This window comes from Brevundimonas terrae (assembly GCF_011761985.1).
Classification (GTDB): Bacteria; Pseudomonadota; Alphaproteobacteria; order Caulobacterales; family Caulobacteraceae; genus Brevundimonas; species Brevundimonas terrae.
In genome coordinates, this window is the sequence record NZ_JAASQT010000003.1 from 185,139 (window position 1) to 200,587 (window position 15,449).

General features: G+C 61.9%; 12 protein-coding genes. 8 read left to right on the forward strand and 4 right to left on the reverse strand.

Going from position 1 to position 15,449, the window contains the following annotated elements:
- Positions 1 to 17 precede the first annotated feature (17 nt).
- Positions 18 to 1,493: a leucyl aminopeptidase gene (locus FHS64_RS09260; protein ID WP_167177918.1), complete on the reverse strand. Its 1,476-nt coding sequence runs from the start codon at positions 1,491 to 1,493 to the stop codon at positions 18 to 20.
- A gap of 157 nt (positions 1,494 to 1,650) precedes the next feature.
- Between FHS64_RS09260 and FHS64_RS09265 the strand changes: the two genes are divergently transcribed.
- The 8 genes from FHS64_RS09265 to FHS64_RS09300 all read left to right on the forward strand — a co-directional run bounded on the left by FHS64_RS09265 (position 1,651) and on the right by FHS64_RS09300 (position 12,632).
- The gene (locus FHS64_RS09265) at positions 1,651 to 2,781 is read left to right on the forward strand and encodes an LptF/LptG family permease (protein WP_167177919.1); all 1,131 of its coding nucleotides are present in this window, start codon (positions 1,651 to 1,653) and stop codon (positions 2,779 to 2,781) included.
- Positions 2,778 to 3,878 carry an LPS export ABC transporter permease LptG gene (lptG, locus tag FHS64_RS09270; RefSeq protein WP_167177920.1) on the forward strand — a complete coding sequence of 367 codons (1,101 nt, stop codon included), beginning with the start codon at positions 2,778 to 2,780 and terminating at the stop codon, positions 3,876 to 3,878. The genes FHS64_RS09265 and lptG overlap by 4 nt, the downstream gene beginning before the upstream one ends.
- Positions 3,879 to 3,893: 15 nt before the next feature.
- Complete coding sequence (locus FHS64_RS09275; RefSeq protein WP_243862908.1) at positions 3,894 to 6,419, forward strand: LPS-assembly protein LptD; 2,526 nt, start codon at positions 3,894 to 3,896, stop codon at positions 6,417 to 6,419.
- A 96-nt stretch (positions 6,420 to 6,515) separates the two neighbouring features.
- Complete coding sequence (locus FHS64_RS09280; RefSeq protein WP_208380830.1) at positions 6,516 to 7,871, forward strand: peptidylprolyl isomerase; 1,356 nt, start codon at positions 6,516 to 6,518, stop codon at positions 7,869 to 7,871.
- An 11-nt stretch (positions 7,872 to 7,882) separates the two neighbouring features.
- Positions 7,883 to 8,917, forward strand: a complete 1,035-nt coding sequence (gene pdxA, locus FHS64_RS09285) for a 4-hydroxythreonine-4-phosphate dehydrogenase PdxA (protein WP_167178114.1) — start codon at positions 7,883 to 7,885, stop codon at positions 8,915 to 8,917.
- A 9-nt stretch (positions 8,918 to 8,926) separates the two neighbouring features.
- Positions 8,927 to 9,736, forward strand: coding sequence for a 16S rRNA (adenine(1518)-N(6)/adenine(1519)-N(6))-dimethyltransferase RsmA (gene rsmA, locus FHS64_RS09290; RefSeq protein WP_167177921.1), 810 nt, complete (start codon positions 8,927 to 8,929; stop codon positions 9,734 to 9,736).
- Entirely contained in the window at positions 9,736 to 10,860 is a 1,125-nt protein-coding gene (locus tag FHS64_RS09295; protein ID WP_167177922.1) for a pyridoxal phosphate-dependent aminotransferase, read from the forward strand. Before rsmA ends, FHS64_RS09295 begins: the two co-directional genes overlap by 1 nt.
- A 71-nt stretch (positions 10,861 to 10,931) precedes the next feature.
- Positions 10,932 to 12,632: an MHYT domain-containing protein gene (locus FHS64_RS09300; RefSeq protein ID WP_167177923.1), complete on the forward strand. Its 1,701-nt coding sequence runs from the start codon at positions 10,932 to 10,934 to the stop codon at positions 12,630 to 12,632.
- A 6-nt stretch (positions 12,633 to 12,638) separates the two neighbouring features.
- Here the strand turns inward: FHS64_RS09300 and gmk are convergent, their stop codons facing one another.
- The 3 genes from gmk to mltG form a co-directional block, all read right to left on the reverse strand.
- On the reverse strand, positions 12,639 to 13,280 hold the full coding sequence (gene gmk / locus FHS64_RS09305) for a guanylate kinase (protein ID WP_167177924.1): 642 nt from the start codon (positions 13,278 to 13,280) through the stop codon (positions 12,639 to 12,641).
- A gap of 106 nt (positions 13,281 to 13,386) precedes the next feature.
- Entirely contained in the window at positions 13,387 to 14,271 is an 885-nt protein-coding gene (locus FHS64_RS09310) for a YicC/YloC family endoribonuclease (protein WP_167177925.1), read from the reverse strand.
- Positions 14,271 to 15,449, reverse strand: a complete 1,179-nt coding sequence (mltG, locus tag FHS64_RS09315; protein WP_167177926.1) for an endolytic transglycosylase MltG — start codon at positions 15,447 to 15,449, stop codon at positions 14,271 to 14,273. Before mltG ends, FHS64_RS09310 begins: the two co-directional genes overlap by 1 nt.

Genomic DNA, 15,449 nt, shown 5'->3' on the forward strand with positions numbered 1-15,449 from the left:
ACCCCCTTTCTTGAAGCTTAGGCTTCGTACTTGTCGGCAACCATCTGGTCGAGCAGACGCACGCCCCAGCCCACAGCACCGTCCGGCACCGTCGCAACCTTGGAATCCTTGATCCACGCGGTCGAGGCGATGTCGATATGCGCCCACGGCACATTATTGGTGAAGCGTTGCAGGAACAGGGCTGCGGTGATCGAACCACCGGCGCGGCCATTGCCCATGTTCTTCACATCGGCAATCGGGCTGTCGATGTGACGCTCGTATTCAGCCGGGATCGGCAGACGCCAGGTCTTTTCGCCAACCTTCGGACCCGCCGCGGCAATGCCTTCGGCCAGCTCGTCCGAGTTGGAGAACACGCCAGCATATTCCAGACCCAGCGAAATGATGATCGCGCCGGTCAGGGTGGCCAGATCGATCATGAATTTCGGCTTGAAGCGGTCTTGGGTGTACCAGAGCGCATCGGCCAGAACGAGGCGGCCTTCGGCATCGGTGTTTAGCACTTCGATGGTCTGACCCGACATCGAGGTGACAACGTCACCCGGACGCTGGGCGTTACCGTCCGGCATGTTTTCCACGAGGCCCAGAACGCCAACCACATTGACCTTGGCCTTGCGGCCCACCAGCGCGTGCATGAGGCCGGCCACAGCAGCCGCGCCGCCCATGTCCCACTTCATTTCTTCCATGCCATCGGCCGGCTTCAGGCTGATGCCACCGGTGTCAAAGCAGACGCCCTTGCCCACGAAGGCAATCGGAGCCTCGCCCGCCTTGCCGCCGTTCCACTGGATCACGGCCAGTTGGCTTTCGCGACGCGAGCCTTGGCCGACGCCCAGAAGCGAGCCCATGCCCAGCTTTTCCATCTCGGCTTCGCCCAGGATTTCAACCTTGGCACCGAGGGCTTCCAGTTCCTTCACGCGACGTGCGAACTCGGCCGGATAAAGGATATTGGCCGGTTCCGACACCAGATCGCGCGAGAAGAATACCGCATCAGCCACAGCCGTCAGCGGTGCGAATGCAGCCTCGGCAGCCGCCGGATCAGCGGTGACGACCTGAACCGTCGTGATGGACGGCTTTTTGTCGGCCGCTTTCTTGGTGTGGTATTTGTCAAAGCGATACGAAGCCAGACGCGCCGCAAAGCCCGCACGCGCGGCCTGTTCGGCGCTCAGATGGGTCGCATCGATGGTCAGGGTTTCAGCGCCCGACATTTTAACGGCAGCATAGGCGGTAGCGGCATAAGCTTCGACAGCCAGATCGTCGAACTTTTCGGCAGCACCCGCACCAACCAGCAGCACAGCACCGGCATCGATACCGGCCGGAGCCAGTACGTTCAGGCTCGAATTGGCAGCGCCTTTAAAGCGGCCCGACGACATGGCCTTGGACAGTGCGCCCGACGCCGCTGCGTCCAGACCGGCACCCAGACCAACGAGCTGACGCTCTTCCTGAACCATCACAGCGAGAATCTGTGACTTCTCGGCGGCAGCTACGAACTGAATTTGCATTAAACTTCTCCGGCCAGAGAATTACTTCTCCGGTGGCGTTTGATTTCAACAAGAGCGCACCGATGGTTCCACCGTCGCGCTCGGACGTGTATTACATGGCCCTCATCGCTTTCGCCTGCAACCAAATCGGGCCCCTCAACAGCGCAATTTTCACTGTATGACTCTTATTCAACGGTATCTTTTCCGCCAGATCGGCTTGCCGGTTTTGGCCGCCATGGGCGCGCTGCTTGGGATTGGCCTTCTGAGCCAGAGTCTGGAACAGCTGGAAGTCATCGTCGAGCGTGGCCAGAGCCTGTGGGTGATGACCAAGCTGACCCTGCTGGCCCTGCCACAACTTCTGGCAGTGATTCTGCCTATCGGCCTGTTCGTCGGCGCGCTGATTGCCCTGACACGTCTGCAACGCGATCAGGAATTGATTGCCGCCTCTGCCGCGGGCATGAACCGCTCGGCCCTGATCCGTCCGGCCATGATGATTGCGCTGATCGTGACGGCGGCGGGTCTTTTGACCACCACGCTGTTACAACCGTGGGGTCAGCAGGAAAGCCGCCGTCAGGCCTTTGCCATCCGCACAGATCTGGCCGCGCTGCTGGTCGAGGAAGGCCGCTTTGTGCAAGGCCCCGACGGTCTGGCCGTCTATACCCAGCAGATCGAACAAAACGGCCTGTTGCGGAACCTGTTCGTCTATATCGACGACGGCAAGACGGTCACCAGCTGGGATGCCGAAACCGCCCGCTTTACCCGCATTGACGGCATTCCGGTCCTGACCATGCAAAAAGGCTCGATGCAGCGTTATTCCTCGCGCGGGGTGCTGAACCACCTGTCGTTCGACAACTACGCTATCGACCTGACCCCGTATGCGCGCGGCACCGACCAGAACATCCGTTTCAAGGCCAGCGATCTTTGGATGAACGAACTGTTCGCGCCCACCGAAGACATCATCAAAATGGCCGGAACGCGCGGTGAACTGGCCGCTGAAGGCCATAGCCGTATCGTCTCGCCCTTCTATGCCATTGTGGCCATGGCCTTTGCCCTGTCGGCCATTATGGGCGGTGCCTTCAGCCGCACCGGCTATACGGGTCGTATTGCCAAGGCTGCGGGCCTGTTCCTGCTGGTGCGGGTCATGGGCTATGGCATTGTCGCCGCCGCCGCATGGAATGGCTGGCTGAATGTGTTCCAGTATCTGCTGCCTGTTGCCGCCACAGTACTGGCCCTGCGCTCTCTCTTTACCGCGCTTAAGCCGCGGCGCCGCTGGTTGCCCTCTATGTCGATGAAAAAGAGGGCCGCATGATGCGTTTAGGTAGAATCGAACGCTATGTGCTGGGCCAGCAGCTCAAGGCACTGGGCGTGGCACTGGCCATCATTGCCGCCCTTGTCATGCTCATCGACTTTGTCGAGGTATCACGCGGCCTGAACTCGGATGGCGAGCTGTCGGGCTTCAAGGTGCTGAGCCTGATTGCGGTCAAATCGCCGTCTGTGATCGTGCAGCTTCTGCCGTTTGTTTTCCTGTTCGGTACGCTGGGTGCCTTTGTCAGCCTGAACCGCCGCAGCGAGCTGATCGCCATGCGGGCGGCGGGCGTTTCGGCATGGCGCTTTGTCCTGCCCGCAGCGGCCTGTGCCTTTATTCTGGGTATCGTCACCGTCACCACTATCGCGCCGCTGGCGGCGTGGGGTGACAGCATCTGGCAGAGCGAACGCGGCCGCATCGGCGGTGGCGGTTCCGCAACCGAGGAAGCCCAGCCCGTCTGGCTGCGCGAAGGCGACGACAATCGCCAGATGATTATCCGTGGCGAGCGTCAGGACCGCACCACAGGACAACTGATCGACGCGACCTTCTTCATCTATTCCATCACGCCTGATGGCGAACGCCGCTTTACCGAACGTATCGACGCCAAGACCGCCAACCTGACAGCAGGCCGCTGGCGCCTGACGGATGTGGTCGGCGGTCAGGGCGGCCAGCAGGCTGTCCGTTATGCCACGCTGGACCTGCCGTCCGATCTGGCTGACGAAGAGGCGTTCCAGCAGTTTGAGCGCCCGCAATCGCTGTCCATCTGGTCCCTGCCCGGCCAGACCCACCGCATCAAAAGCGCCGGATTCGCATCCACGGCCTATGATCTGCGTTTCCAGCAACTTCTGGCCACACCGCTGATGTTTGCGGCCATGTCGATTCTGGCGGCAGCATTTTCTCTGCGGCTGATGCGTCTGGGTGACATGGCCCGAATGGCCGTATCTGCGGTGGTTTTGGGCTTTGGCTTCTTCTTTGTGAACCAGTTCTCGGCAGCCATGGGCTCGGCAGAGGTTATTCCGGCCTTTTTGGCAGCCTGGTTACCTGCAATATTGACCGCACTCGCCGCTCTTACCTTGCTGTTTTATACCGAAGACGGCTAATCGGCAGGATTGGACATGCGTGTCCGATGTGCTGCCCCCGAACTGGAAGACCGTATGCGTGACCGCCATCACCCCAAAACAGGAGCCCTGCGCCTGAAGCTGATGGCAGGGGCCGCCTTGTGCGCCTTGCCCGTGCTGGGTGTGGCCGGAGCGTCTGTGGCCCAGACAGCCGGTGTCCAACCTTCGCCTGCGCCTGCCGCTCCTGTGGTTCAGGTGCGTGGCGAGGACGGCCTGACACCCGATGCCCTCTATGTCGAGGCCACCAGCGCCGAACGCGAAGGCGATACCGTCAACGCCAAGGGTGGTCAGGCCGAAGACCGTGTCTTTGCCCGTTTCCAGGATCACACCCTGCGGGCCGAGGACATGACCTATGACCTGAAAACCGGCATTGCCGAGGCTGCCGGTCAGGTCGAACTGATTTCCCCCGACGGCACGGTCGTTCACGCCTCGCAGCTACAACTGACCGAGGGTCTAAAAACCGGCATTGCCGTCGATCTGGCGACCCGTTCGCCTGAAGGGGCCACCTTGATGGCGGCGACGGCTGTGCGTCGCTCGGAAAACATTTCAGAGCTGAACCGTGTCCTCTTCATGCCGTGTCCGGTGTGCGAGAACGATCCCAAGGCCCAGCCCGCCGTCACCTTCCAGGCTGAAAAAGCGGTTCAGGACGAAGAGCTTCGCGCCATCCTGTATCGCAATGTTGTCGTGCGTGTCGGTGGCGTGCCGGTCTTCTATACGCCCTATCTGGCCCACCCCGATCCGTCGGTGGACCGTGCCTCGGGCTTTTTGATTCCGCGCATCGACTATGAGCAAGGCCTCGGCCTGTCGATCGAGGCCCCTTATCTGCACGTTGTCTCGCCGTCCGAGGACTGGCTGTTCAGCCCGCGCGTGAATACCAATGTCGCGCCGCTGATGAACGTCCAGTGGCGCCGCCGGTTTGACAGCGGCACCATCGTCGCCCGTGGCGGCTATACCTATGCCCGCAATTTCGGTGACTTCGATCTGGACGGCGATGGCGATGCCGAATCCAAGGTCCATTTCGGCGACAGCACCCACCGTTCCTATATTCTGGCCCACGGCAAGTTTGACCTGAATGACGACTGGCGCTGGGGCTTCACCGCCGAGCGCGTGTCGGACAAGACCCTGTTCGACCGCTATGACGTCAATTCTGCCTATCAGGATAACGGTCTCTATTACGGGGACCGCCGCCGCCTGATCAGCCAGATCTATGCCGAGCGCCAGACCCAGCGTTCCTATCTGTCGGTCGCTGCCTTCTCTATCCAGAGCCTGCGACTGGACCCGCGCTTTGCCGCGACCGATTTCCGTGATCCTGATGGGTTCAAGGTTTTTGAAAGCGACAACAGCCTGCCGCTGGTCGCACCGATCATCGATGCCCGCTGGGAGCCTGAAGGTCCGGTTCTCGGTGGTCGTCTGCGTCTTCAAGGCTCGGCCGTGGCCCTGACCCGCGATGCCTATGTGGGCTTCCCGACCCTGCGTCCCGAACTGGTCCAGCCCGGACCGACCGACGGCCTTCCGGGCGTCGATAGCCGCCGCGTCACCGGCAAGATGGACTGGCGCCGCGTCATGATCTCGCCGATGGGGCTGAGGTGGGAGCCGTTCGTGGACATGCGCGCCGATGTCTATTCGATCGATGATCTGCCGCCCTTCCTCGGCATCGACAACGATACGGTCAGCCGCGTCCGAACCAGTGCCGGTGTGGATGTCTCCTATCCGCTCTATCGCCCGTTCGCGGGCAGCGGCAGCATCATTCTGGAGCCGATGGCCCAGTTGTCGATCTCCAATAAGGCTGATCTTGACCGCCTGATCCCTATCGAGGACAGCCAGACGTTCGAGCTGGACCATATCTCGCTGTTCCGCATGGACCGCTTCCCCGGCTATGACCTGCTGGAAGGCGGCTGGCGCTTTACCGCCGGTGCGCGGGCCACGTTCAACTGGGACGATGCACGTTCGGCCAGTCTGTTTGTGGGTCGCTCGACAAGGGCCGATGACGAACCGGCCTATTTCATTCCTGTCCCTGACGACACGACACAGCTCTATGACCCCTCGGGTCTGGCACGCCGCAACTCCGACTGGGTGGTGCAAGGCACGTTCGATCCGTCCGAGCGTATGCGTGGCTGGTTCCATGCCGTGATGGACGATAGCGGCACTCTGCGCCGTGCCGAAGCCACCATCAGCGGTGACTGGGGCCGCCGAAATTCGGGTGCGCTCAGCTATATTCTGGACAATTCCAATCCGCTGGCCGGTCCGAACAACCGCAATTACGAGTTCGTACAAGTTGCCGCCCAACAGTTTGTCTATGGCAACTGGGGCGTGACGGTGCGTGGCATTGCCGACATGGAACGCGACCTCATCACCCGCTCCGAAGTGGGCCTGCTCTATGATGATGATTGCTTCCGCGTAGAAATCGGTTGGCGTCGCGATAACACCCGCGTACGTCCTACCGGACCGTCCGAAGGCATATTTATCCGCCTAAACCTCGCCACTTTTGGTGGTAACGGATATGATGACAGTGAATTACGGTAAGGAATATCGCATGAACGTCGGGCATGCGTTACACACCCACAAGGTTCAGGTTTCGTAACCTTGGCCAAAGACCGCTTTAGGGAATCAGGACTGACTATGGGTTTCAAGCGTTTCACCACGGGAACGGCGATTGCCGCTGTTCTGTCGTCCGCCACCTTGGCTCCGGCTTTCGCGCAAACCGCGCCGCAAGCCCCGACGTCACAGGCAGCGGGCACCCTGAACCCTGCCGCCGAAGACGCCCCCGTGCGGGCAACCGAGGAAGCCCGCTTCCAGTTGTCCGACGGCGTGATTGCGACGGTCAATGACCGCATCATCACCGGCTTTGACCTGCGCCAGCGCATCTTGATGATCATCATGATGTCGCAGGTTCAGCCGACCCCTGAATCCATGCCCGCCCTGCAACAGCAGGCGCTGAATGATCTGGTCGATGAACGCCTGCAGGCGCAGGAAATCGCCAAGTTCGAATCTCTCAAGATCAGCGATCAGGAAATCGACCGCGAACTGGCCACCATGGCCCGCGAAGTTGGCCTGTCCGTCGAAGACTATCTGCGTTTTGTGCAACAGGGCGGCATCCAGTTGCCCGCCTTCCGCGAAAGCATCCGCACCCGTCTGGGCTGGAGCGATTTGACCGTAGGCCGCTTCCGCGACCGTGCCCGTGTCAGCAGCACCCAGGTCGATCAGGCCATGCGCCAACTGACCGAATCAGCCACCAAGCCGCAGTACCTGATCGGCGAGATCTATCTGGATGCGGCCCGTGTCGGCGGCATGCAGGAAGCCATCAACGGTGCCCGCCAGCTGACCCAGCAAATGGTACAGGGCGCGCCGTTCCAGAACGTGGCCCGCCAGTTTTCGTCCGCCCCGTCCGCCGCCCGTGGCGGTGACGCCGGCTGGGTTGTTCAAGGCACCGTCCAGCCTGCGCTTCAGGCGGCTCTGGATGTGCTCGAAGTGGGCCAGTTGTCGAACCCGATCGTCGTCGAAAGCGGTGTCTACATCGTCTATATGCGCGACAAGCGTGCCGGTGCCGCCACCAGCCACGTCTCGCTGAAACAGGTCATGGTCGAGCTGCCGGAAACGGCAACTGAAGCCGAAGTCGCTGCGGCCACCGCACGTCTGAACAGCATCCGCTCGGGCCTCACCTGCACGAACATTCTCGAACAGGGTCGCGAACAAGACGGTATTACGGCGTCGGATCTGGGCGAGGCCGATATTTCGGACCTGCTACCGCAGTTCCAGCAGGTTGCCCGTTCGGCCGAGGTTGGCTCGATCAGCGATCCGGTCCGCTCGCCGCTTGGCCTGCACCTTCTGGCCGTCTGCGACCGCCGCGTCGGTGGCCCCGAGGTTCCCTCGCGCCAACAGATCGAAAACCGCCTGCAAGGACAGAACTTCGCCATGCTGGGTCGCCGCTATCTGCGCGACCTGCGTGAAGACGCTCTGATCGAAATCAAGCAATGACAGATGCGGCAATGACGGGGGTTCGCTCAAGCGGCCCCCTCATTGTGAGCATGGGCGACCCTGCCGGTGTCGGCCCCGAAGTGATCGCGCGTGGCTGGGACGCTCTGCGCCAGCAACGCCAGTCGGTCCTGCATCCGTCGCCCCTGCCGTTTGTCGTGCTGGGCGATGCCGCAACACTGGCCAAACAGGGCTTTCCGGTCGAGGCCGTCTATGGCCCGCATGATGCCTTTCAGGTGTTCAACCGCGCCATTCCGGTTATAGATCTGCCCGCCCCTGCGCCTGTCGTCGCGGGCCAGCCCGATCCGGCCAATGCCGCCGCCGTTGCCGACTGGATCGAACGCGGCGTTGATATGATCTTGTCGGGCGAAGGCTCGGGCCTTGTAACCGCCCCCATCGCCAAGGCCCCGATGTATGCCTCGGGCTTCCGCTTTCCTGGCCACACCGAATTTATCGCCGAACTGACCGCCGACATGCCTTTTATCGGCACGCGCGGGCCGGTGATGATGCTGACGGCGCAAAATCTGCGGGCCTGTCTGGTCACCATCCATGTGCCGATTGACCAGTTACCCGAACTGGTGACAGCCGACCGCGTTCTGCGCGTCGCCCGCGTGGTGCATGAATCAATGAAGCGTGACTTCGGCATCGCCAAGCCACGCCTCGCCATGGCCGCGCTCAACCCCCATGCGGGCGAAGGCGGCTCTATCGGTCTTCAGGAAATCGAGGTCCTGCGTCCGGCGGCCGCGCAACTGCGCGGCGAAGGCATCGACATCTCCGATCCTCTGCCCGCCGATACCCTGTTCCACGAAGAAGCGCGGGCGCGTTTTGACGCCCATATCTGCCTCTATCACGATCAGGCCCTGATTCCGGTCAAGACGCTGGACTTCTGGGGCGGTGTGAATGCCACGCTGGGCCTGCCGATTGTCCGCACCTCGCCGGACCACGGCACAGGTTTCGATATCGCCGGAAAGGGCATTGCCCGCCCCGACAGCTTTATTGCGGCGGTAAAACTGGCTTCAGAGATGGCGGCCAAGCGCGCGACGCGCTAACAGCACACCGTGACCGATCACCTGCCCTCCCTCCGCGAAACGCTCGACGCCCATGGCCTTTTGGCCAAGAAGAGCTTTGGTCAGCATTTTTTGCTGGACCTGAATGTTACCCGCAAGATCGTGCGCTATGCCGGTCCGTTCGAGGGCCGCTCTGTCATCGAGGTCGGCCCCGGCCCCGGTGGCCTGACCCGTGCCCTGATCGAAAGCGATGCGGGAAAGGTCATTCTAGTCGAGAAAGACCCGCGCTTTATCCCGCTTCTGTCGGAACTGGATGACGGCTCCGGCCGTCTGACCATCCATGAAGCCGATGCTCTCAAGGTGCACGAGGCCGAACTGGCCGAAGGTCCGACCCACATGGTGTCGAACCTGCCCTATAATGTCGGCACGCCTTTGCTGATCAAATGGCTGACCGGACCGTGGCTGCCGCACGCCATGACGCTGATGTTCCAAAAGGAAGTCGCCGAGCGCGTAGTGGCCCAGCCCGATGACGATGCCTATGGTCGTCTGGCCGTCATCTCTCAGGCCGTGTGCGAAGCCCGCATCGTTATGCACCTGCCCGCCGCCGCCTTTACACCGCCGCCCAAGGTGGCGTCGGCGGTTGTGCATCTGGTGCCGCTGGCGGTTCGTCCGTCGCCGGAACGCCTGAAAAAACTCGAACGTGTGACCGCTGCTGCCTTTGGCCAGCGTCGCAAGATGCTACGTTCGTCCCTCAAACAACTTGGTGGTGCCGCCCTGTGCGAAGCCGCTGGAATCTCACCCGAAGCCCGCGCCGAGACTATCGACGTGGCGGGCTTCCTGCGTTTGGCTGATGCTCTGTAATGACTGTCCAGATTGATCCTTTCCGCGCTATCCAGATTTCCCGTATTGCCCACGAGCTGAAAGCCGAGGGCCGTTCGGTGATCCATATGGAGTTCGGCCAGCCGTCTACGGGCGCACCGAGCGCCGCCATTGCCGAGGCCCATGCGCGTCTGGATTCCGAATCCGGCGGCTATTGGGAAGATCCGCAACTTCGCGTGCGCATCGCCAAACTTTATGCCGACCGTTACGGCGTGACGGTTGATCCCGAATGTGTGGTGCTGACCGCCGGTGCCTCTCCGGCACTGGTTCTGGCCCTGTCGGTGCTGTTCAATCCGGGTGACCGCGTGGCAACCGCCCGCCCCGGCTATGTGGCCTATCGCAACACCCTGAAGGCGATGCACATGGAGTGCGTCGAAATCGGTTGCGGCCCCGAGGTCAGCTATCAGATGACCGCCGCCGCGCTGGACACCATCGAACCGGCCCCGCAAGGCGTCATTCTGGCCTCCCCTGCCAACCCGACCGGCTCGCTGATCCCCGAGGCCGAACTGAAGGCGATTGCCGAGGTTTGCGCCCGCAAGAACATCCACATCATCTCGGACGAAATCTATCACGGCCTGATCTTTAATGGTCGTGCGCCCTGCATGCTGGACTTTGCGCCCAATGCCACCGTGGTCAACTCGTTCTCCAAATACTGGAGCATGCCGGGCTGGCGCCTGGGGTGGGTGATCCTGCCCGAGCCGCTGGTGCAGCAGGCCCGCGCCCGCATGGGCAATATGTTCCTGACGCCCGCCACCCTCAGCCAGCGCGCCGCCCTCGTGGCCATGGACTGCGTGGACGAGCTGGAAGCCTATGTGGATGTCTATCGCCAGAACCGCCAACTGATGCTGGACGCCCTGCCCGCACTGGGTCTGGCCACCATCGCCCCGCCGGACGGTGCCTTCTATATCTATGCCGATATCAGCCACCTGACCGACAACAGCATCGACTTCTGCGAGCGTCTGTTGCGCGCGACAGGTGTTGCCACGGCACCGGGTGTCGATTTCGATCCCGTCAACGGCCACCGCTTCATTCGCTTCAGCTTTGCCGTCTCGACCGATCAGGTCAAAGACGCCATCGAACGCATCAAACCTTTTTTCAACTCTTAGATACCGATAGTATGGCAAACAGCTAAGGTCTGATCCGGCATCCGGATCAAAGCCGGATACCGGAGGTCCGATTGGGTCACAGTCACGACATGGTCTTTATCGCCCTGTCTTTTGGCGTGGCCATATTGGCCTCGTGGACTGCGCTGGGCCTGCTGGGGCGTGTACGCGACAATCTGGAACTGCGCCGTCTCACATGGCTGATGGCAACCGCCACAGCCATGGGGGGCGGTATCTGGTCGATGCATTTCATCGCCATGCTGGGTTTCATCCCCGAGCAATCGATCAGCTATGACATCCCCCTGACCATCCTGTCCTTCCTGCTGGCTGTGGGCGGGACGGCTGTGGCCTTCTGGATGGCCGCCAGACCGCAAAGGCCGGTATGGCAGCTTGTGGTGTCGGGGATCGCCATGGGGCTGGCCATTGCCTCCATGCACTATGTCGGTATGGCCGCCATCCGCACAAATGCTGTGCTGGAATATCGCCCTGTATTTGTGATCGCCGCCCTTTTCGTCGCCATGCTGGCCTCGTTCAGCGCGATGTTGCTGGCCAATAAAGACCTGTCGAACCGCCAAAAAGCCGTGGCCGCCCTGTCCCTCGCCGTAGCGGTATCGGCCATGCACTATACCGCTATGGCCGGTGTCACCGTTATCGCGACGGGCATAACACCGCATACGGGTGGCAGTGCCTCGTCACTGGCGCTTGCTGTCACGACGGCATTGCTCACCACCATCCTGCTGATTGCCTCGGGGATCAGCGCCTATCTGGACCGCCACATGAAGGTGCTGTCGGTGCTGGATGCCGGCGATATCGGCTATTGGGAGGTGCGCCTGCCCAGCCGTCAGGTCTGGCTGTCACCGCATGCCCGCAAGCTTCTGACGCAACTGGACAAGGACGACGGCAGCACGGGCACAACCGACCATTCGTCGGCTCTCGTGGATGCGGCGATTGCCATGGCCAAGAATGCCATCCGCAATCCGCAGAAAAAACTCAGCAAGGAAATCGAGTTACAGGTCGGGGACCGCTGGGTCGCCGTGCGCGGGCGTATGCTACAAATTCGTCGCCAGCATCATATCAAGCTGGCCGGTATCATGATCGACATCACCCAGGCGCATACGGTCCGCACGGCGCTGGAGGTCAGCGATGCCCGCCAGAAACTGTTGCTCAACGAGCTGAACCACCGCCTGAAAAACAATTTTGCCAGCATCCAGTCCATCGCGGCCCTGACCGCCCGTGGCAGCCCCGATCTGGAAACCTTTATCGGCACCTTCCAGTCGCGGTTGATGGCCCTATCCAACACCCAGACCCTGCTGACCAATACCGGTTGGGAAAGTGCCGACATCGCCGCCATCTTCGAGCAGGAACTGCACCCCTATACCCAACAGGCAGTCATCGAAGGGCCTTCCGTGCTGCTGGAACCAAAGCGCGCCCTGTCCATGGGTTTGATCGCGCACGAACTGACCACCAATGCCGCCAAGCACGGCGCACTCAGCCGCGACAAGGGCACTATCCATGTGCGCTGGACCCTGCCCGACCGCCATGGCCGTGTCAGTCTGGAATGGCGCGAGACGGGCGGGCCGGAGATTACCCAGTCGCCCTCGCGCAAGGGCTTTGGCTCTCGCCTGATCCGCAACAGTATAGAAGGCCCGCTGCGCGGCACCGCCCAGAGCGAATACCGGCCAACGGGCCTGAAAGTGACGCTGAATTTCACTACGCTTGACGAGCCGGGCGTTCACAAGAACATCCCGCGCATCAAGATCATCAATCCCGTTTAGGCGGGATCAGACCACTTCGTTCAGAAGCGCGTTCTTATAGTCCTGCACCCACAGATTCCGGCGACGAGCGCTGCGTTCTGCGTGATAGATGTGGGCCAGTTCGGCATAGGAACGGTCAAAGTCCTCGTTCACCAGCACATAGTCGAACTCGTCGCAGTGTTCGATTTCGCCCTTGGCATTGGCCACGCGGCGCTCGATCACATCCTCGGCGTCCTGCGAACGGGTAATCAGGCGACGGCGCAGCTCGGCAAGGCTGGGCGGCATGATGAAGACGCGCACGGCATCGCCAGTGCATTTCTCGGCCACGTCGCGGGCGCCCTGCCAGTCAATATCGAACAGGACATCGCGGCCCTCGGCCAGTGCACGCTCGACCGGCGCACGCGGGGTGCCATACAGATTGCCATGCACATCGGCCCATTCGAGGAAGGCATCGGCGTCGATCAGACGCTGGAACTCCTCGCGCGAGACGAAATTATAGTCGCGGCCATCAACCTCGCCCGGACGGATACCGCGCGTGGTCATCGACACGGACAGTTCAAGACCCTTGTGATCCGACATCAGGCGGCGGCAAAGGCTGGTCTTACCGGCACCCGACGGGCTGGCAACGATCAGAAGGACGCCTCGGCGGGGGCTTCGCGTGTTCGACATCAACAGGCTTTCAACGACTCGTGGAAGCAAGGGTGCATAAAACTGCTCGCCCTCGCCTGCAAGGCTTGCAGCCCCGAAAGGCTAGAGGCTTTAGTCCTAAATGGACCTATTCGACGTTTTGGACCTGTTCGCGTAGCTGTTCGATCACAGCTTTCAGTTCCAGACCGATCGCCGTCAGCGCCGTGGTCGCCGACTTGGAGCACAGGGTGTTGGCCTCGCGCATGAACTCCTGCATCAGGAAATCCAGCTTGCGACCGGCAGGCGGCGACAGCAGCAACGCCTTGGCCGAGGCGATATGTGCCCCCAAACGGTCCAGCTCTTCGCGCACATCGGCCTTGGTGGCCAAGGCGGCGGCCTCAAGGAAGATACGCTCTTCCAGACCGGAAACCTCGCCCGCCAGATCGCTGATGCGGCGGGTAAAGCGCTCGCGGATCGCCTGAACCTGCGTTTCGGCCTCGGCCTCGGCGCGGATCACCAATGCTTCGATCTGGCCGATAAAGCCGTTCATGACCGGCAGCAGTTGCGCCCCTTCCTGCTGGCGCGAAGCCTTCAGGGCATCCAGTGCCTGTTCGATACTGGCCACGATGGCCGCCTCGACCGCTGCATGGGCCTCGGCATCCTCGGCCTCTTCGCTGGCCTCGATCACACCGCGCAGACCCAACAGGCCGTCGGCACTGGCGGGTGCCATGCCCTGTGCCATCAGCTCATTGGCCAGTGCCTGATAGCGCGACAGGATATCGGTATTGATCTTGATCGTGCCTTCACCGGCACCGTCACGACGGGCCTGAACGCCCAGCGACAACTGCCCGCGCTGGAAGCGGGTCTGAGCCGCCGTCTTGGCCGAACGCTCAAGCGCCTCGAAACCGTTCGGTCCGCGATAGCGCACCTCGAGACTACGGCCATTGACCGAGCGGACCTCTACGGACCAGCTCCAGCCATGGAGCGCCCCGTCGGCACGCCCGAAACCTGTCATCCCCGACAAAACCGACATCAGCGCGTCTCCTCGGGAACACGGATAACTTGAGCACCCGCCGGAATCTGTTCCGGCGTCAGAATACGCGGGCCAGCCTCGCCTGACGTCAGGGCATCCACCGGAAGGCCGTTTTCAATCGCGGCACGGCGACGTTCCACATCCCGCCAGCGCGACACATTCAGCAGATGTTCCTGATAGGTACGGGCAAACACATGCCCGCCCGTGCCATCGGCCACAAAGAACAGATATTCCGAACGCGGCGGATTCAGTACAGCCTTCAGCGCCTCTTCACCCGGATTGGCAATCGGCGTGGGCGGCAGGCCGTTGATGACATAGGTGTTCCACGGCGTATCGGCGCGGATTTCCGACAGGCGGATACCGCGTCCCAGTGGTTTGCCCTTGGTGATGCCGTAGATGATGGTCGGATCGCTCTCTAAGCGCATCCCCATCCGCAGACGGTTGGTGAACACGGCGGCCACTTCCTGACGCTCGCCATCGGTGCCGGTTTCTTTCTCGACGATGGAGGCAAGGATCACCGCTTCCTGCGGCGTGCGGGCAATGGTGTTGCGGCTGCGGGTCGCCCACAGGGTTTCCAGCTTTTGCGCGGCCATGCGCTGCATACGGTCAATGACGGCCTGACGGTTCTCGCCGCGTGTGACCTCATAGGTTTCCGGCCACAGGGTACCTTCGTCGGGCACCTCGGTGACCTCGCCCGTCAGCACCGGCTGACGCATCAGGATGTCCACCGCCTGCGCCGATGACCAGCCTTCGGGCAGGGTCACATAGTGGCGCACGCTCTTGCCCTCGGCCAGGATCGAAACGACCTTGGACAGCGAAGCGCCAGACGGCACTTCGTATTCACCCGCCCTGATCTTGCGATCCACACCGCGCAGGCTGATGGCCGCACGGAACAGATCGGTCGAGCGGATCACGCCTGCATTTTTCAGATTGGCCGCGATCACCGGCACCCCTGCCCCGCTGGGCAGGGTGACAACCGTGGCTTCGGCTCCGCCCTCGGCCTTGGGCCCCGGCCCCCAATAGACCGCCCACAGGGCAATCAGGGCGGCAATCAGGAACAGGCCAAGTGTACCACCGGCCGTAATCAGGCCGATACCAAGGCTCGAACGCGGCCCCTTCGGACCTTTGGCGCGAGAGGGCGTCTTTTTGGTCGCGGGGCGCGTCGGAGCCTTGGCCAA